The following is an 18,519-nucleotide window of genomic DNA, read 5'->3' as shown; positions in this document are numbered from 1 at the left end:
ATAAACCAATACATGAACTGCTGCCTAGTCTTAAGGAAGGAACCAAGAAACAAACAGAACAGGTTATTTTATCAGTGAAGTCTCCTACAACTGAAAAGAAACATCTTTGGCAAGCTGCAATTAAGTGGCCATTATATTCAGTGGCAATAATGCCAGTAATTTTATCTGCAGCATGGGAGCTAGGGAATAGCGGCAATATTCGTCTAGGACAATTCATCGGTTTTCTAATTGCCTCTATCTTGATTTTGCTTTGGGAGAATCTTACCAATGACCTTTTTGACGATGAAACTGGTGTTGACAAATACAAATTCCACTCCGTAGTCGCTTTAACGGGTAATAAAACCACTGTAAGTCGAGTTGCATATTTTTCTCTTTTATTAGGTTTATTTATCATATTTATCCTTGCTCTAAAAAGTAAAATAACAGTACTTTTTTTGGTTTTAATTTGTTGTTCCCTTGGATATTTATATCAAGGGCCACCATTTAGACTGGGGTATAAGGGGTTGGGAGAACCCCTCTGCTGGATTGCCTTTGGCCCGCTTGCTACAGCTGCAGCACTAATTGTTGTTTCTCCAAAATCTAATTTTCATGCCATCCCCTGGGGCACAGCACTGATGGTTGGGGCAGGGCCAGCGATGGCGACAACTTTGGTTCTATTCTGTTCGCATTTTCATCAAATCAATCAAGATGCTGCTGTCGGTAAAAAATCACCCTTAGTTATTTTAGGCACTCATCAAGCAGCAGAATTTTTACCGTGGTTCGTTAGTCTAATATTTTTATTAGAATTATTGCCAGTACTAATTGGAATATGGCCAGTAACGACTCTTATATGTTTAATTAGCCTTCCTTCAGGTATAGATCTGATCAAATTAATTAAAAGACATCACAATCAACCTGAGCGTATTAAAAACAGTAAGTTTTTAGCTTTACGCTTTCAGACAATTAATGGTTTATGCTTGAGTATAGGTTTTGCTATACCCTCATTTTTTTTATAATTAATTTTTGATTTTATTGAATCATGAAATTAATAATTAATATCAAGCCATTTTCATTTCAACTAACAAAAAAGTTAATAACCTCGCAAGGAAGTATTAATAAAAAGATAGGTTTATTGTTGCAAATAAAAGACACAGATGGAAATTACGGATGGGGTGAAGTATCACCTATTGAGAAAAAGGAATTAGAAAAAAGTATCGAAAGTCTCGATTTTATTGGGAGACAAACTACAAAAGATTCAATAGAAAATTATTTATGTGAATTGCCAGGAGCACTTGCTTTCGGATTAGGAACCTGCTTAGCCGATTTAGAAAATCTCAATAAAAGTAAGTTGAATTTTGAAGGTTTTGACATCGCAAAATCAGCTTATCTTTTACCTACAGATATTGATCCATTAGAGTCAATAGTTAAATATGTAGAGGGATCAAATGGCAAGAAAAGTTCTTGTACAATAAAATGGAAAGTATCTCACCAAGAGAATAACTTTAAGGAAGAGAAAACATTACAAAAAATCTTAGATATTTTACCAAATGATTTTAAACTTAGAATTGATCCAAATGGAGGATGGAGTCGCCAAAAAGCACAAGAATGGATTAACGAACTCAAAAACGAACCTCGTTTGGAATGGATTGAACAGCCACTCCCATCAAAAGATATTGAAGGTTTATTTTCATTAACCAATCAAATTCCAATCGCACTAGATGAATCTTTGGTTGAATTTCCCTATTTACGAAAAACATGGAAAAGTTGGCAAATACGTCGCCCTGCAATAGATGGTGATCCTAGATTACTGTTAAAAGAAATAGAACAAGAAGATAGTCAAACAGTCATAAGCACAGCTTTTGAAACTGGTATTGGGAGGAGGTGGATTAATCACCTCGCTGCCAGGCAACTCAAAGGGGGAAATCCTTGTGCACCTGGACTTGCACCTGGATGGTGCCCCAAAGGCCAACTCTTTAACAACAATCCAAAAATAGTCTGGGAAGCCGTATGAGCAAAATTGCAATTGTAAAATGTATTCCTGAAAAAAACCTTGACTGTTCAAAAGAAATTTTGAAAAATTTTGAAAAGCATAACTGGGTATATCTAGCACCTCCAAAAGATCAAACAAAAATCCCCACATCGTCAACTTTACCCAAAGGAGAAGGAATAATCATTTCAAGCGGGGGGAGCATTGGAGGACCAAATCTTTGTTTACAATCAATTAAAAATCTAACTAATTCGGCATTAGCAACCGGAATGTGGTTAAAGAATCATGGCCTTAAACCAAATGAGTGCGTCATTCTCAATTCACTACCTTTACACCATATAAGTGGTTTCATGCCTTGGTGGAGACATCACACGTGGCGATCGAAGTATCACTGGATTTCACCTTCTTCAATGCATAAACCACTTCAACTTAAGCAATTTAGTGAGGCATTAACTAATAAATATAGACATCCATTGATTACATCCCTAGTTCCAACTCAATTATCGTCTTTAATTGATGATTCTGATGGTTTAAAATGGCTTCAATCTCTAGCTATAGTCTGGGTTGGAGGGGCTTTGATTTCCACAGATCTTGCTGACAAAGCGCGAAGAAAGTCTATTAATTTAGCTCCTTGTTATGGGGCCACCGAAACTGTTGCAATGGTGACTTGCCTGAGTCCCAACGATTTTTTAAAAGGAAGTAATAGTGTGGGGTTCCCTCTCGAAGATGTTGAGATAGAAATCAACAAAAAAAATTACCTTAAGATTAAAACTAGTAGGATTGCTACTTCAAAATGGAAGAATGGTAAATTCGTATCAATTACAGACGCAGATGGATGGTGGGAAGCAGGCGATTTAGCGCAATACATCACTCTCGACAATAGAAAAGCAATACAAATCCTGGGCAGAAGAGATTCAGCTATAAATTCAGGTGGTGAAACGATTTTCCCAGAAGATATCGAAATGGAATTAATGAAAATAATCTCGAAAAATCAAATCCCAATTAAAGACATTTTTGTACTAGGAGTGAGTGATAAGAAATGGGGACAACGTTTAGTTGCCTTAACTAAATTCAAAGAAAAAGAAATCAACAGATATCCAATCATCTCACTTCTGACTGATCTCATTGAAGACTGGCAGCCATCAAAAAAACCACTGAAATGGTACGATTGTCCAAAACTTTCAAGAAATATCAATAAAAAATGGGAAATTAAAAAATGGCAAGATTGGATAGCCTTTAATAGACCTATTAACTAAAAATTCAAACTAGATTCAAGAAGCCACAAATTTATTTGCTTAGATAATGCACATATGTCTCTTGTAATCGGATTGATCGATACATGTTTTATATTTGCCGTACCGATTTTCTCACCATTTTTTTTAAATTTAAATCGAAGTACAAATGAAGAGTCATTTATCTTCTCTGGATTTAGTTCGATATTGATAGTATCTCCAACATAAAGTGGTTGAAAATAATTTGCTTCACAATGAACAACTGGCAAAGCTACATCCAGTTGACTTGTATTGATTTGGTTTGTAGGGAAAATTTCTTGTAAAACTATTCCATGTTTTTCTAAACTTGCTTCCCAAGTTTCATGACACCATCTGAATAATTCAAGAAAATGCACCACACCAGCAGCATCTGTCTCACCAAAACGAACGGTTCGTTTCAAACATAACCATTCTCTAGGATTACGTTTTTCCAAAGAACCTATCTATCAACAGAACCCATAATTACATCAATGGAACCTAAGATAGCCATTATATCAGCGACCTTAGCTCCCTTCAATATGTGGGGAAGTATCTGCAAATTATTAGAATCAGCAGCTCTAATTTTAAACCGCCAAGGAGTAACATCATTATTACCTTGAATAAATACTCCTATCTCTCCTTTCCCAGACTCAAGGCGTGTATATAATTCACCATTAGGAATCTTAAAAGTAGGTGCAACCTTCTTAGCTACATATTGATAATCAAAGCCTGACATATCACCTTTTTTTCCCTCAACTGTCCTTTTTGCCTCAAGATTTTCTGTTGCACCCCCTGGAATCATATCACAGGCTTGTCGTAATATTTTTAATGACTGTCTCATTTCTTCAATACGAACTCTATATCTTGCATAACAATCCCCCTCTTTCTCCCATGCAATATCCCATTCAAAATCGTCATAACATTCATAATGATCTACCTTTCTCAAATCCCATGGAACTCCTGCAGCTCGAAGCATTGGGCCAGAAAGACTCCAGTTAATCGCTTGTTCTTTTCCTATAACTCCTAAGCCTTCTATACGTCTACGAAAGATAGGGTTATTAGTTATCAATTTTTCGTACTCATCAATTTTCGGACCAAACCAATCACAAAAATCTTTGCATTTTTCTAACCAACCCCAAGGTAAATCACATGCAACGCCACCAATACGAAAATAATTATTATTAATCAATCTTTGACCAGTTGCAGCCTCCCATAAATCGTAAATCATCTCTCTTTCTCTAAAAATATAAAAGAAAGGAGTTTGAGCTCCGACATCTGCCAAAAATGGACCTAACCATAGCAAATGGTTAGCGATCCTATTCAACTCAAGCATTATCACTCTGATATAACTTGCTCTCTTAGGAACCTTTATATTTGCTAAACGCTCAGGGGCATTAACAACAATGGCTTCATAAAACATACCAGCCGCATAATCCATGCGACTCACATAAGGAACAAACATAACGTTTGTTCTATTCTCAGCAATTTTCTCCATCCCTCTGTGCAAGTAACCAATAACTGGTTCACAATCAACAACATCCTCTCCATCAAGGGTTACGACCAACCGCAACACCCCATGCATTGATGGATGATGTGGCCCAAAGTTGACCACCATTGGCTCCGTACGCGTTTCAAGCTGCGTCATTGGGCCCAACCAAAGCAATGTTTAAATACTAGTGAAAACTTATGAAAGAAGGGCCAATTAGTTCAAGTTCTAACTTTCATCATGTCCCAATAATGGGGAAAGAAATAATTCAGTCACTCAAGGAATTACCAAGTGAATTAACAAAACAAGGATTAATTATTGATGCCACCATTGGAGGAGGGGGGCATTCAGCTCAAATACTAGAGAATTTCCCAGGAATCAAAATTATTGGGCTTGATCAAGATCCACTGGCTAGAGAAGCAGCATCAAAAAGATTAATACAGTTCGGAAAAAGAATAGAAATAATCTCTACGAACTTCGCAGACTTTTCACTTAACGAACAAGCCATTTGCGTCTTGGCGGATCTTGGAGTGAGTAGTCATCAACTTGATGAACCTTCACGAGGTTTCAGCTTTCGTTTAGATGGTCCGGTAGATATGAGAATGAATCCTGAAAAAGGTCTAAGTGCAGCCGAACTTATTGACACACTATCTGAAAAGGATTTAGCAGATTTAATATACAACTTAGGAGAAGAAAAACGTTCTAGACGTATTGCAAGCAAAATTAAAAATGATCTTGCAGAAAATGGAGCATACAGTGGAACTCAAGCTCTGTCTTATGCAATTGCTGGTTGTTTTCCACCCAAGCAAAGACATGGCAGAATTCATCCTTCAACTAGAACTTTTCAGGCTTTAAGGATAGCTGTTAATAATGAATTGGAATCGCTGGATAGCTTATTAGAAAAAGCTCCAAACTGGTTGTTAGAGAATGGAATATTGATGGTAATGAGTTTTCATTCACTAGAAGATAGAAGAGTAAAATCCAGCTTTAAAACTGACAATAGATTAAAAGTACTATCTAAAAAGCCCTTGAGAGCAAGCCCTCAAGAGATAGAATTAAATCCAAGAAGTAAAAGTGCAAAGTTAAGAATTTCTGCAAAGAAATACTTAAAATAGACTTCACTTATTTTCTAAGATTAATCACTATATTTGTAATAATCTCAATAGCCTCTTTGATATCTTTCTCACTAGTATTTCTCCCAATACTCATCCTTATTGATGCTTCAGCGTCTTTTTTGCAGAGCCCTATCTCCTTAAGAACATGAGAAGCTTCACCATTACTGCAAGCTGAACCACTAGTACAAAAAATAAACCTTCTTAATTGACCATGCAATTGACTTCCCTTCAGACCAGGGAAAGTGATATTGAGATTATGAGGCAATCTTTGATCAATAGATCCATTAACAATCAATCCAGAAATATTCTTTTTTAATCCTCTCAACAATAAGTTTCTAAAAAATAAAAGTCTCTTATTTCTTTCATCCTGATCATTTTTTGTTATTTCAACTGCCTTTGCAAAACCAACAATTAAAGGGACAGGGAGCGTGCCAGATCTTAATCCAAGCTCCTGACCTCCTCCATATTGAGATGGTTCAAGAGGGATTCCTTCCCTAATCACCAAAGCCCCAATACCTTTAGGGCCATAGATTTTGTGAGCACTCAAGCTCATCAAATCAATGCGAAATTTATCAGGATCTAAATCTAAGTATCCGAAGGCTTGAGCAGCATCAGTGTGAAAAGTGATTCCCTTTCTCTTACAAAAAGACCCAATTTCAGCAATAGGCTGCAAAACCCCTATCTCATTATTTGCAGCCATAACACTAACCAAAAAAGTATCTTTTTCAACAGCTTCATAAAGTTTTTGAATATTGATTAAACCATCTTTCTTTGGTTGTAATTCTGACAAACGGAACCCTTCTTTTTGAAGCTGCCTAAGCGGATCAAGGACTGCATGATGTTCAGTTGAGACGGTAATTATGTGTCCAGGTTTTCCAATAAGTTGTGCTTTAGCTCTTGCATGTCCAACTAAACCCAAATTATTTGCTTCTGTTGCCCCACTCGTGAAAATTAATCTTTTAGGCTCGATATTCAAATATGAAGCTATTTTTTCACGAGATACTTCTACGGCAGCTGAAGCAAAAACACCGGATCGATTATTAGTATTAGAGGGATTACCCCACAACTCATTCCAATAAGGAGCCATCTCCTCAACGACCTTCGTACAACATGGTGTTGAGGACTGAAAATCAAAAACCAGATGATTATTATCCATTGATTCATTCGTTAAGCTAAATAATAGAGAGGAATAAAGGTTAATATCATTTTTAAAACTCTAGAAGTCCAATTTTTATGAGTGACCCAAATCCATCAACAAAAGAAGTTTCTCAGACCCCAAGGATATTACTTGTCGATGACGAGCCTGGTTTAAGAACTGCTGTTCAGGCTTATCTTGAAGATGAAGGATTTCAAGTTACAACCGCTGTAGATGGAGAAGAGGGATGGGAAAAAGCTCAAAAAATGATTCCTGATGTAATTATCAGTGACGTTATGATGCCTAGATGTGATGGTTATGGGCTTTTAAAAAAAATCAGAGAAGATGAAAGACTTGGAGGTACACCTGTCATTTTCCTTACTGCTAAGGGTATGACTGCTGATAGAACTCAAGGGTATCAAGCAGGTGTAGACGACTACATGCCAAAACCATTTGATCCCGATGAGCTAGTGGCAAGAGTTAAGAATGTAGTTCAGCGGCAAGAGCGATTATTAACTGAAGCAGCCAGATTTGCGAATGCTGATGTTGGACAAATGGCAAAACAGATTACAGAAATCAAATCAATGCTTAGCCATGGGGATAAAAATAACTCACGGAAAGATGATTCTATTCCTAATTTCACCCCAAGAGAGGCAAGCGTTTTGCAACTAGTAGCGGAAGGTTTAATGAACAAAGAAATTGCAAGACAACTTGAGACTTCTATCCGCAATGTAGAGAAATATGTGAGTCGATTATTTATTAAAACCGGTACTTCTAGTAGAACAGAATTAGTTAGATATGCACTTGAAAATCATTTAGTTACCTAAATTTATTTTTGAAAAATATGAATTTTAGTTCTCTAGGATTTCACAAATTCTATTAACTTCGAGAAATAGAATGGAGCTTGATTCAACTTGCTTTTGACCACTTTAAAACCAGATTGCTTCGCGGCTTCGATAATTCCAGTCTCCCTTAATGTATAGGCCCGAGTAGTTTTACTTGGTCCAGGGAATAATTGACCAATACCTTTCAAAATGGCTAGTAAAGGAGTATAGGGAGCAAAGCTAACAATTAATCTCTCATCAGATAATTGACAGAGATGTTTCACCATTGTCTCAGCCTCATCTTGAGGGTAGTGAATGAAAACATCTAGGCAAATCACTGTATTAAATGTACCTTTTAAATTCTCTAAATCAGATGTTCGAAAATTCAACTTATTTAAGTCCAAACCTGCTTCCTTGGCCCTGTTTTTTGTCTCATTTATCATCGCTTCAGAAATATCACTTAAATGAATCGATTTAGCACCCAATTTTGCCAATGGAATACTTAAACTACCAACACCACAACCAGCATCACAGAAACTTTTGTCCTTGATATCGTCATACTCTTTCAACCAACTAATTACATCATCAACTGTTTTTTGGTGACCTATCCTTATATTTTTTTGCACTTTATTTACATCATCACTTTCGCTATATATTCGATTCCATCTATCAAACCCAGTCCCATTAAAATATTCCGTGACTTCCGCCTTTTCGTTGTTCTCAATTTGCGTTGTCATTTAATCAGATAATTACCTCTTACCAATCTTACGCAGCCAAATGCCAAGACAACTGTTGATTACAAGAATTCATTTTCCAACGAAGTAAAGACTGAATATTTTTTCCAATAAAAAAAGATTTTGAAGTTATTTTGTTCTGACTTAATACCATGCGTGGAGCAAGTGTTCCCATCCAAATAGCAGCAGAAGGATCATCAATCCATTTAGCTATTTTTTTGCATGCATCTAGTAAAGGCAAAGTGGATCCTGCAATTGTTTCATTGGGAAGTCTGCATAAACCATTTTCTACTGTTATCAAACGTTTGTCCCAATTAAACGATCCATCTCCTAAACCATAAGCTGATATTGCATCACTAACTAAGACAATTTGCTTTGGTGCAAGTATCTTTAAAAGCCTAATCATATCTGCATGAACATGAACACCATCAGCAATCAGTCCTAGGAAGATATCCTCTCTTCTTGAAGCCGCTCCAATAGGACCAATAGCTCGATGATGTAAACCTTTCATTGCATTAAAAGTATGTGTAACCATGGTCACTCCATTATTAAAAGCATTCATCGCCGAATCAAAATCAGCTGAAGAATGTCCCAGTGAGACCACGATATTTAATTCTCTTAGACGAGAAATGACATCAAAAGAACCTTTTAATTCTGGAGCCAATGTCATTAATGCTATGTCGTCTTCAAATCCCTTTATTCTCTTATTTAAAGCAGAAATACTTGGCTTACAAATACTTTCCATATCATGTGCTCCAGAATATGATTCGCATAAAAAAGGTCCTTCCATATGAGCACCAAGAAGTCGACATCTATTTTTCGAAGTATGTTTTTTAGCTTCCTTTAAGACCTTCATTCCTAATTGGAATTGATCTAGAGAACAACTAACAAAAGTTGGACAAATTCCTTCCACTCCATCAAGCCAAAGTCGATCAAGCAATGTTAATAATTTAGGTATTTTATTAAAAGTTAAATCTGTAAATGAGATCCCTAAACCTCCATTTATTTGAAGATCAATCGCTCTTGGACTTAGCCAATCACCACACCAATCTTCGTCATAAATTGATTTTCTATTGGAACTTTTATCAATCGAGAGAATAATTCCATGTTCATCTAAAACCAATGAGAATAAAGTATTTTCATCTTCGCTTTTATCTGGTTGAGGTAATTTAATGTTTAAAATTTTTCTCATTTCTTAAAAACTAAAAATAATTAATGCAGGATTCATAAATAATTGGCATTATTAAGAATGAGATTTATAAAATTGAGAATTGTCTTTAACCGAAGCTAATACATTTAAGGAAGTGGCAGTAGTAATGGGTAGTGATTCAGATCTTAAAACTCTTCAGCCTGCGGTTGCAATTCTAGATCAATTTGGCATATCTTATGAAGTAAGGATCTTATCTGCTCATAGAACTCCAAAAGAAATGATGGATTTTGCTCAAATGGCAGAATCAAATGGTTTTGGAGTCATAATCGCGGGGGCTGGAGGGGCTGCTCATTTACCTGGAATGATCGCATCGCTTACGACCCTTCCAGTAATAGGAGTTCCCGTCAAAAGCAAGGCGCTTTCAGGAATAGATTCTATGTATTCAATATTACAAATGCCCTCAGGCATCCCAGTAGCAACGGTTGCCATTGCAGGAGGCCTAAATGCTGGCCTTTTAGCTACTCAAATTTTGGCAGTTAGCAATACTGAATTAACAAACAAATTAAAAATCTACAGATCTGAGCTTCACGACCTTGTCGTAAAAAAAGATCAAAGACTTAAAGAGATTGGAGCTAAAAAATATCTAGAACAAATGTCATGAACGTGAAATTCATGACTAAATTTACTAAGAAATTTCTGAAATAATCTTTTTCTTCACAAGCAAGTTAGTAACTATATCTACACATTTATCAATCTCTAGATTGCCAGTATCAATTTTCAATTCTGGAGACTGAGGATCTTCATAAGGACTTGAGATCCCAGTGAAATCTTTGATGTCTCCATTTCTTGCCTTGGCATAAAGTCCTTTTGTATCTCTTGTTTCACAAACCCCTAAATCAGCTGAACAATATATTTCTATAAAATCATTTTCTCCAACTAATGATCTTGCATTATCGCGATCGGCTCTAAATGGTGATACGAATGCAGTTAAAACAATTATTCCAGCGTCAAGAAACAATTTAGAAACTTCACCAATTCTTCTAATATTTTCTTCTCTATCAATTTCAGAAAAGCCTAAGTCTTTGCATAAACCATGTCTAATATTGTCACCATCTAAAACATAAGTTGAATAACCATTTTTGTGTAGAGCTACATTTACTGCATTGGCTAGAGTGCTTTTCCCTGAACCAGATAGACCTGTAAACCAAAGTATGGCACTGTTATGTCCTCTTTGCTGAGATCTAGCTTCTCTATTAACTGAAGATTGATGCCAAACTATATTGGTGGCCTTTGATAGAGGACTTTGAGATTTTTGTTCCATGAATTCAGACTAATCGTTTACTATTCTCCATGTTGATCTACACAGTTTAGTCCTAACCTCCACTCTGTTTTGGACTAAAACCCTCCTTAAAAAGAAATTCTTGAGCTTTTGATATTTGATCTCCTTGTAACTCTAAAAAATCGCCTTTCAAAGCTCCCCCTGTTCCGCAGGCTATTTTTAAATTCTTAAGAATTTTTTTTGCCTCTACTGGCTTTAATTCCAGTCCTTTAATAACAGTAACCATTTTCCCTTTCTTTCCAGATCGAGTTCTTTCAAGACGAACTTGTCGCTTTCCTTTAGGAGTAACACTATTTTGAGTGTCATTCTCTATTGTCTTAAGAGGATCATTAAATTCACTCCAGCCACCTTTGGACATTTTCTTGTGTTTTGGCTGGCAACTATTTTCTTAATCTAAGGTGACAGGTACACTCCCAACACAATTTAAAGATTCGGATTTATCTCCATTAATAAGGCCAAATGCTCTTGGTCGATTTGGTAAGTACGGGGGGCAATATGTTCCTGAAACTTTAATCCCTGCTCTTAATGAATTAGAGCAAGCTGCTAAAGAAGCATGGAAAGATTCTTCATTCAATTCAGAACTGAATCATTTACTAAAAACTTACGTAGGAAGATCCACGCCTCTATATGAAGCTACAAGATTAACTGAACATTACAGAAAAAATATATTAAAAGGAGCACGGATTTGGCTTAAAAGAGAAGACTTGAATCACACAGGTGCTCACAAAATAAATAATGCACTTGGGCAAGCTCTTCTTGCGATAAGGATGGGAAAAAAAAGAATTATTGCTGAGACTGGAGCTGGTCAGCATGGTGTTGCAACTGCGACAGTCTGCGCTCGTTTTGGATTGGAATGCATTATCTATATGGGAAAAGAAGATATGCGAAGACAAGCCTTAAACGTATTCCGAATGCAATTGCTGGGAGCCTCAGTGAGGCCAGTAATAAGTGGAACTGCGACACTCAAAGATGCAACAAGCGAAGCTATTCGAGATTGGGTTACTAATGTTGAAACAACACATTATATTCTCGGTTCAGTTGCGGGGCCACATCCATATCCAATGTTGGTCAGAGATTTTCACGCAGTTATTGGAGAAGAAACAAAGCAACAATGTAAACAAGCTTTTGGGAGGTCTCCCGATGTTCTTTTAGCTTGTGTTGGTGGAGGATCGAATGCAATGGGTTTATTCCATTCTTTTGTCGAAGACAAAAGTGTGCGAATGATTGGGGTTGAAGCTGCTGGAGATGGAGTCGAAACTGGTCGACATGCTGCGACAATTACCGAAGGTAGGATAGGAGTTCTTCATGGAGCAATGAGTCTCTTGCTACAAGACAAAGATGGGCAAGTTGAGGAGGCTCATTCCATTAGCGCAGGTCTTGATTATCCAGGAGTTGGACCGGAACATAGTTACTTCAAAGAAATTGGTCGTGCTGAATATGCAGCTGTTACTGACACTGAAGCCATAGAGGCTCTGCAATTAGTTAGTAAACTGGAAGGTATTATTCCTGCGCTCGAGACTGCTCATGCATTTGCCTATCTAGAAAAACTTTGCCCAACTCTCAATCGAAATTCAGAAATTGTCATTAACTGCTCCGGTAGAGGAGACAAAGATGTGAATACAGTTGCTGAAAAACTAGGATCAACAATATAAAGTAAAAACCTACTAGTACCTTGGAATAGATTGATCAACATCAGTACTCCAAGCATCTATTCCCCCGACAAGATTCCAAACACTTTTAGTTATTCCTTGCTCCAAAAGCCAAATACCAAAATTTAGACTTCTTACACCCGCATGGCAGACAACGACAACAGGCTGATCTTTCGGTAACAGTTCACCTATTTGGACTGACCAGTTTGCAGCTTTACTCAAAGGAAGATGTAATACTGAAAATGAAAATGAAGCAATAGCAATTTCATTATCCTCCCTAACATCTACTATGAATGGTTTGTCAGAAGAATCATCTTCTAAGATTTCATTTAACTCTTTTGGAGATATATTTAAAGGAATATTTTGGTTCATATTTAATATTCTAAGTAAAAATTAAGCTTTCTGTTATCAAAACTCAAAAAGTATACAAATGCTCAAATAATAAAAAATGAAATCACGTCTATCCTATTTTTTAATATCAGGAATAGTGATTTTATCAATTGTGACATTGATATTTATGAGCTGGCATAATAAGAAACTAAAGCAAATCCCTAAGTTTAATGAACAATCATTTCATGCTCCAGTTTCGTCGAAATATATAGAACCAAATGCTGATCTCATTTTTCATTGGAAAATAAATCCAGCTATACTTCCAAACTACATAGAAAGTTATCAAGACAAATCTAGCAAAAATACTATAAATAAAAAAATAAGTTTTATTAGAGATTCTTCTTTTAAATTAATTAGTCTTGATTTTGCAAAAGACATCTCAAAATGGGTAGGAGATTATGGGAGCTTTGCAATATTTGATTCAAATACCCAAGCTCTAAATGATTGGATGATGGTCTTAGCAATCAAAGAAGATGTAAATATTGGAGCAGAATTAGAATCTATTATAGGCTCAACAATTGTTGATGAAAACATTAAACCAAGCAATAGAATAAACAACTCTAAAACAGAAATAATTTCAAAAAAAATTAATTCAAATAACTCAATTTATTTTGCGAATGAAAACGATAATCTTTTAATAGCATCCAATCCAAAAATCATAAAATCGTCAATAGATAAATCAGATAGAAATATATTAAATACAAAAAATAAGTATAAGAATATTCAATTAAAGGATAATCTTAAAGACGGTCTATTATTATTAGAAATGTCTCCAAAGAAAATTTTAAATCTAATAGGTCAAGAAGAAGATTTATTTGACTCAAATGAGATTGATAATCTTATATCTTCTATAAGTCTAGATAAAAGTAAATTAAATCTAGAAGGAATAATATCATATGACATTAAAACTAAAATGCCAGTCAAAGATATTAATTATAATTTAATTGATCTCAAAAAAGAATCTGAATCTTCCCAAGATTTCATATTAGTTGACAATCCCAAGCAATATTTAAGTAAAGATGCTAGCCATCCATATCAAAAGCTTATCGCATCTCTTATTCAAAAATCAACGACTTCAGATTATTCTAAACTTTTCCAAATAATTCTTGAAAACTCTAAAGGAAATATGATTTGGATAAATGATAAAGACTGGTTAGTTTTGACTAGGAAATCTGATACGAACAAAACAGAAATAAGCAATATTTTAAAAAAAGAGAACTTCCTAAGTTCAAATATAGATTTTAACAATAGAAAGCTAGAAGTTTGGTCAAAGATAAGTACATCTCAAACTGAAAAATATGAACTGAAAGAAAATGTTGAGGCAATTATTGAAGAAGATGAAGAGACTTATATTTGGAGTAAAAACTTATCTTCTATTTCAAATTTTGATAATACAAATTACTTACAATACTATTCAGATAATGAACAGAATACAGATGAAGTTAATGATTTTGATGATGTCCTTAAAATACATTTAGGGAGAGAAAAAACTAAGACAGTTTTAAATAATTTCTACCCATATATCTTATTTAAAACTATGTTAGGAAACAAACTAACTCCTCCTCATAATATTGATATATCTATTGCCGTCCCTACAATAAATTATCCAGACTTCATTAAAGTTAAAATCAACTTAAAAACAAGTTAATAAAAAGTTTAAAGTGCTATATTAATTACATAGGTTAATTCTATAGAGTAAAGTCAAGTTGAAAATTATTTTTTCCAATTGGACAAAAAAATTATTTTGCAGGAGCTAAAGCCATAGATAACGAACAAAAGACAACCAATTTGGTTTTAAAGCCAGGCTTGGAAGGGGTTCCAGTAACCAACTCAGGGATATGTGAAATAAATGGAACAGAAGGAAAGCTGAACTACAGAGGTTATCCAATATCTGAGCTAGCCCAAAAAAGTAGTTTTTTAGAAACCGCATTTCTTTTGATATGGGGAGAACTTCCTACTAAAAGTGAGCTTCAAAAATTTGAAGAGGACGTTCAAATGCATAGACGAGTGAGCTTTCGGATTAGAGATATGCTCAAGTGTTTTCCAGAATCTGGACATCCCATGGATGCTCTGCAAGCAAGTGCTGCATCTCTGGGCCTCTTTTATTCTCGAAGAGCAATTGATGATCCGAAGTATATCTACGACGCAGTAGTCAGGTTGATTGCAAAAATCCCAACTATGGTTGCTGCTTTCGAGCAAATAAGAAAAGGAGATGATCCAATTCAACCCCAAGATGATTTACCGTATTCCTCCAATTTTCTTTATATGCTAACCGAGAGGGCACCAAATCCTCTTGCAGCAAGAGTCTTCGACAGATGTTTAATTCTTCATGCCGAGCACAGTCTCAATGCGAGTACGTTTAGCGCAAGAGTAACTGCTAGCACACTAACTGATCCTTATGCTGTCGTAGCATCTGCCGTTGGGACATTGGCTGGCCCTCTTCATGGAGGGGCCAACGAAGATGTCATAGCAATGCTAGAAGAAATTGGAAGTCCTGATAAAGCATCTTTATTTCTCAATAATGCGATTGCAAAGAAAAGGAAAATTATGGGCTTTGGGCACAGGGAGTATCGTGTCAAAGACCCTAGGGCAACAATTTTACAAGCCTTCGCAGAGGAACTTTTCTCGGCATTTGGTAAAGATGAAATGTATGAAGTAGCCAAAGCACTGGAAGAAGAGGCTATTTCCAGACTGGGGCCAAAAGGTATATTCCCAAATGTTGACTTTTATTCTGGACTTGTTTATCGAAAGCTTGGTATTCCTCGAGATTTGTTTACACCAGTTTTTGCGATTTCCAGAGTTGCTGGTTGGTTGGCTCACTGGAGAGAGCAACTTGGTGCAAATAGAATTTTTAGACCATCACAAATATATGAAGGAGAAAAAATCAGAAATTGGCAGCCCCTTAATAGAAGATAATTTGAGATTTATTTTTCTCGAATTTAAATTAATTCAAAATTACACTAACCTTGTAAATAGATTAAATATCAGAAGTGAATTCAGGTATAGACCTTGAAATGAGTTTTACCCAAGGTGTTCAAAACCTTGGTTTATCTCATGAATTAGCACATCTTTTATGGATTCCTCTCCCGATGCTTTTAGTATTGGTGTCGGCTGTTATTGGTGTATTGGTAACAGTTTGGCTTGAACGAAAAATTTCTGCAGCAGCTCAACAAAGAATTGGGCCTGAATATGCAGGTGCACTTGGTATTCTTCAGCCCATGGCAGATGGGTTAAAACTTTTAGTCAAAGAAGACATCATCCCAGCAAGAGCAGACAGTGTGCTTTTCACAGTTGGTCCAATATTAGTTTTAGTTCCTGTAATTTTATCTTGGTTAATTGTTCCATTCGGACAAAATCTTTTAATTAGCAATGTTGGTATTGGAATTTTCTTGTGGATAGCCCTTAGCAGTATCCAACCTATTGGCCTATTAATGAGTGGCTATTCTTCTAATAATAAATATTCTTTGCTAGGTGGGCTTAGAGCTGCCGCTCAATCAATTAGTTATGAAATTCCACTAGCTCTAGCGGTTTTAGCAATAGTTATGATGAGCAATTCATTGAGTACTGTTGATATAGTTGAACAACAAAATACTGCTGGTTTTCTTAGCTGGAATATATGGCGACAACCTGTAGGTTTTATTATTTTTTGGATTTGTGCATTAGCTGAATGCGAGAGACTACCTTTTGATTTACCGGAGGCAGAGGAGGAACTTGTAGCTGGTTATCAAACTGAATATGCAGGTATGAAATTTGCTCTTTTTTACTTGGCTGGATATATAAATCTTGTTTTATCTGCTTTACTTGTCTCGGTTCTTTACTTAGGAGGATGGGGTTTTCCAATCTCAATTGATTGGTTTTCATCTTTGATAGGTCTTTCAATTGATAACCCATTAGTTCAAATTATTGCTGCATCTCTTGGAATTGTTATGACAATACTTAAGGCTTATTTACTTGTTTTTTTAGCAATCTTATTGAGATGGACTACTCCAAGAGTTCGGATTGATCAACTACTTGATTTAGGATGGAAGTTTCTTTTACCTATTTCGTTGGTCAATTTACTTGTAACTGCTTCACTTAAATTGGCATTTCCTATGACATTTGGCGGATAAAAGAAAAGCAACACAATCACTAATTTTTTTAAGTAAAAGTACCTACATTTACTTGAAAAAAACTGTATAATGACTATTGTAAAAAAAGGCCACCGGCAGCAAATTCAATATGCTTGGTTTCCTTGAAAAAGTTGCCGACTACACTAAAGAAGCAGTTAGTGCAGCGAAGTATTTACTTGATGGGCTAGGCGTTACGTTTGACCACATGCGCCGAAGGCCTGTAACGGTTCAATATCCTTACGAAAAGCTAATTCCCTCTGAGCGTTATAGAGGAAGAATTCATTATGAATTTGACAAGTGTATTGCTTGTGAGGTCTGCGTAAGGGTATGCCCAATTAATCTTCCAGTTGTTGATTGGGTAATGAATAAAGAAACCAAGAAAAAAGAATTAAGAAATTATTCTATTGACTTTGGTGCATGTATTTTTTGTGGAAATTGTGTTGAATATTGCCCTACAAATTGCTTATCAATGACAGAAGAATATGAACTAGCTGCATTTGATAGACATAGCCTTAACTACGATAATGTTGCTCTAGGAAGACTACCAACAAGTGTCACTTCAGATCCCTCAGTTCGTCCTTTAAGAGAATTAGCTTATTTACCCGAGGGCATTATGGACCCTCATGAATTACCTGTGAACCAAAAAAGAGCTGGTAAACTTCCAAGTCAAGTTATACAAGAACTACATGCAGAGAAATCAAAAAAAGAAGATAAGAAAAATTCGTCCGATATGGTTTCAAGTAAATTAAATTCTACTAATTAATGAATATCGCTTATTCAACAGAATTAATTTGCTTTTTAATTCTTAGTGCTGTCATAGTTTCTGGAAGTTTGGCAGTTGTTTTATTAGAAAATATTGTTTACTCGGCATTTTTATTAGGTGGAGTATTTATGGCTGTAGCAGGTTTATATCTTTTACTAAATGCTAGTTTTGTCGCTGCAGCTCAAATTCTTGTATATGTAGGAGCTGTGAATGTTTTGATATTATTTGCAATAATGTTGGTTAATAATAAAGAAAAGTTAAAGCCCATTGAAGGTCTTAAAACTAGAAAATTAATATCTGGTGGTATTTGTGGTGGATTATTAATTTTATTACTACGAGTTAGCGTTACCACTCAATGGAACTTACCTGGACCAACCTCTATTGGTGAAGAAGCAACTGAAAGAATTGGTGAACATCTTTTCACAGATTATTTATTACCTTTTGAGCTTGCTTCTATTCTATTATTAATGGCTATGATTGGAGCTATTGTATTAGCAAGAAGAGAAGTATCAATTCCAACAGATGTTATAAATGATTTAAAGAATCAAAAGTCCTTAAGTGATAAGAAAATTCCTCTTCTTTCCGAAAATAGTTTAAAATGAATTTAAT

At 35.6% G+C, this 18,519-nt stretch carries 20 protein-coding genes; 12 read left to right on the top strand and 8 right to left on the bottom strand.

All coding sequences use genetic code 11. The features are described 5' to 3' along the window. The first annotated feature begins 74 nt into the window (after positions 1 to 74). The 3 genes from menA to SIB53_RS04960 are packed head-to-tail and all read left to right on the top strand — an operon-like array spanning position 75 to position 3,222. Positions 75 to 995, top strand: coding sequence for a 2-carboxy-1,4-naphthoquinone phytyltransferase (gene menA, locus SIB53_RS04970; protein ID WP_413679086.1), 921 nt, complete (start codon positions 75 to 77; stop codon positions 993 to 995). A gap of 23 nt (positions 996 to 1,018) precedes the next feature. Continuing rightward, a complete protein-coding gene (locus SIB53_RS04965; RefSeq protein ID WP_413679085.1) occupies positions 1,019 to 1,990 on the top strand; it encodes an o-succinylbenzoate synthase in 972 nt (323 codons plus the stop codon). Next, complete coding sequence (locus SIB53_RS04960) at positions 1,987 to 3,222, top strand: AMP-binding protein (protein ID WP_413679084.1); 1,236 nt, start codon at positions 1,987 to 1,989, stop codon at positions 3,220 to 3,222. Before SIB53_RS04965 ends, SIB53_RS04960 begins: the two co-directional genes overlap by 4 nt. On the opposite strand, the gene SIB53_RS04955 is transcribed toward SIB53_RS04960, so the two are convergent. Both SIB53_RS04955 and SIB53_RS04950 read right to left on the bottom strand, forming a co-directional pair. Next, complete coding sequence (locus SIB53_RS04955; protein WP_413679083.1) at positions 3,219 to 3,671, bottom strand: acyl-CoA thioesterase; 453 nt, start codon at positions 3,669 to 3,671, stop codon at positions 3,219 to 3,221. The genes SIB53_RS04960 and SIB53_RS04955 overlap by 4 nt on opposite strands. A 5-nt stretch (positions 3,672 to 3,676) precedes the next feature. Beyond that, on the bottom strand, positions 3,677 to 4,861 hold the full coding sequence (locus tag SIB53_RS04950) for an NAD(P)H-quinone oxidoreductase subunit H (protein ID WP_413679082.1): 1,185 nt from the start codon (positions 4,859 to 4,861) through the stop codon (positions 3,677 to 3,679). Between the two features lie 41 nt (positions 4,862 to 4,902). Between SIB53_RS04950 and rsmH the strand changes: the two genes are divergently transcribed. Then, on the top strand, positions 4,903 to 5,817 hold the full coding sequence (rsmH, locus tag SIB53_RS04945) for a 16S rRNA (cytosine(1402)-N(4))-methyltransferase RsmH (protein WP_413679081.1): 915 nt from the start codon (positions 4,903 to 4,905) through the stop codon (positions 5,815 to 5,817). Between the two features lie 7 nt (positions 5,818 to 5,824). Here rsmH and SIB53_RS04940 read toward each other — a convergent pair whose 3' ends face one another. Continuing rightward, positions 5,825 to 6,973: a cysteine desulfurase family protein gene (locus SIB53_RS04940; RefSeq protein WP_413679080.1), complete on the bottom strand. Its 1,149-nt coding sequence runs from the start codon at positions 6,971 to 6,973 to the stop codon at positions 5,825 to 5,827. A gap of 77 nt (positions 6,974 to 7,050) precedes the next feature. Between SIB53_RS04940 and SIB53_RS04935 the strand changes: the two genes are divergently transcribed. Next, positions 7,051 to 7,779, top strand: coding sequence for a response regulator transcription factor (locus SIB53_RS04935; protein WP_413679079.1), 729 nt, complete (start codon positions 7,051 to 7,053; stop codon positions 7,777 to 7,779). A gap of 32 nt (positions 7,780 to 7,811) precedes the next feature. Here the strand turns inward: SIB53_RS04935 and bchM are convergent, their stop codons facing one another. Beyond that, a complete protein-coding gene (bchM, locus tag SIB53_RS04930; RefSeq protein ID WP_413679078.1) occupies positions 7,812 to 8,513 on the bottom strand; it encodes a magnesium protoporphyrin IX methyltransferase in 702 nt (233 codons plus the stop codon). 28 nt (positions 8,514 to 8,541) lie between these two features. After that, the gene (locus SIB53_RS04925) at positions 8,542 to 9,702 is read right to left on the bottom strand and encodes an N-acetylglucosamine-6-phosphate deacetylase (protein ID WP_413679077.1); all 1,161 of its coding nucleotides are present in this window, start codon (positions 9,700 to 9,702) and stop codon (positions 8,542 to 8,544) included. A 79-nt stretch (positions 9,703 to 9,781) separates the two neighbouring features. Here SIB53_RS04925 and purE point away from each other — a divergent pair, with 79 nt between their 5' ends. Beyond that, a complete protein-coding gene (gene purE / locus SIB53_RS04920) occupies positions 9,782 to 10,321 on the top strand; it encodes a 5-(carboxyamino)imidazole ribonucleotide mutase (RefSeq protein WP_413679076.1) in 540 nt (179 codons plus the stop codon). Between the two features lie 24 nt (positions 10,322 to 10,345). On the opposite strand, the gene cysC is transcribed toward purE, so the two are convergent. Both cysC and SIB53_RS04910 read right to left on the bottom strand, forming a co-directional pair. Continuing rightward, a complete protein-coding gene (cysC, locus tag SIB53_RS04915; RefSeq protein ID WP_413679075.1) occupies positions 10,346 to 10,981 on the bottom strand; it encodes an adenylyl-sulfate kinase in 636 nt (211 codons plus the stop codon). A 52-nt stretch (positions 10,982 to 11,033) separates the two neighbouring features. Then, a complete protein-coding gene (locus tag SIB53_RS04910; RefSeq protein WP_413679074.1) occupies positions 11,034 to 11,357 on the bottom strand; it encodes a translation initiation factor in 324 nt (107 codons plus the stop codon). A gap of 40 nt (positions 11,358 to 11,397) precedes the next feature. Between SIB53_RS04910 and trpB the strand changes: the two genes are divergently transcribed. Beyond that, positions 11,398 to 12,651 (top strand): tryptophan synthase subunit beta, encoded by a 1,254-nt coding sequence (gene trpB / locus SIB53_RS04905; RefSeq protein WP_413679073.1) that lies wholly within the window; start codon positions 11,398 to 11,400, stop codon positions 12,649 to 12,651. A gap of 12 nt (positions 12,652 to 12,663) precedes the next feature. Here the strand turns inward: trpB and SIB53_RS04900 are convergent, their stop codons facing one another. Then, positions 12,664 to 13,020, bottom strand: coding sequence for a rhodanese-like domain-containing protein (locus SIB53_RS04900; protein WP_413679072.1), 357 nt, complete (start codon positions 13,018 to 13,020; stop codon positions 12,664 to 12,666). Positions 13,021 to 13,096: 76 nt separating this feature from the next. Here SIB53_RS04900 and SIB53_RS04895 point away from each other — a divergent pair, with 76 nt between their 5' ends. The 5 genes from SIB53_RS04895 (at position 13,097) to SIB53_RS04875 (ending at position 18,512) form a co-directional block, all read left to right on the top strand. Further along, entirely contained in the window at positions 13,097 to 14,686 is a 1,590-nt protein-coding gene (locus tag SIB53_RS04895) for a DUF3352 domain-containing protein (RefSeq protein WP_413679071.1), read from the top strand. Between the two features lie 140 nt (positions 14,687 to 14,826). Beyond that, positions 14,827 to 15,954 carry a citrate synthase gene (locus tag SIB53_RS04890; RefSeq protein WP_413679070.1) on the top strand — a complete coding sequence of 376 codons (1,128 nt, stop codon included), beginning with the start codon at positions 14,827 to 14,829 and terminating at the stop codon, positions 15,952 to 15,954. A gap of 74 nt (positions 15,955 to 16,028) precedes the next feature. Next, positions 16,029 to 17,147, top strand: a complete 1,119-nt coding sequence (gene nuoH / locus SIB53_RS04885) for an NADH-quinone oxidoreductase subunit NuoH (RefSeq protein ID WP_072013361.1) — start codon at positions 16,029 to 16,031, stop codon at positions 17,145 to 17,147. A 109-nt stretch (positions 17,148 to 17,256) separates the two neighbouring features. Further along, positions 17,257 to 17,910, top strand: a complete 654-nt coding sequence (gene ndhI / locus SIB53_RS04880; protein WP_413679069.1) for an NAD(P)H-quinone oxidoreductase subunit I — start codon at positions 17,257 to 17,259, stop codon at positions 17,908 to 17,910. Beyond that, the gene (locus tag SIB53_RS04875; protein WP_413679068.1) at positions 17,910 to 18,512 is read left to right on the top strand and encodes an NADH-quinone oxidoreductase subunit J; all 603 of its coding nucleotides are present in this window, start codon (positions 17,910 to 17,912) and stop codon (positions 18,510 to 18,512) included. The genes ndhI and SIB53_RS04875 overlap by 1 nt, the downstream gene beginning before the upstream one ends. The last annotated feature ends 7 nt before the right edge of the window (positions 18,513 to 18,519 follow it).

The sequence above is a fragment of the Prochlorococcus sp. MIT 0916 genome, assembly GCF_047305155.1.
GTDB lineage: Bacteria > Cyanobacteriota > Cyanobacteriia > PCC-6307 > Cyanobiaceae > Prochlorococcus_B.
This window is presented reverse-complemented; position numbering and strand designations above follow the sequence as displayed.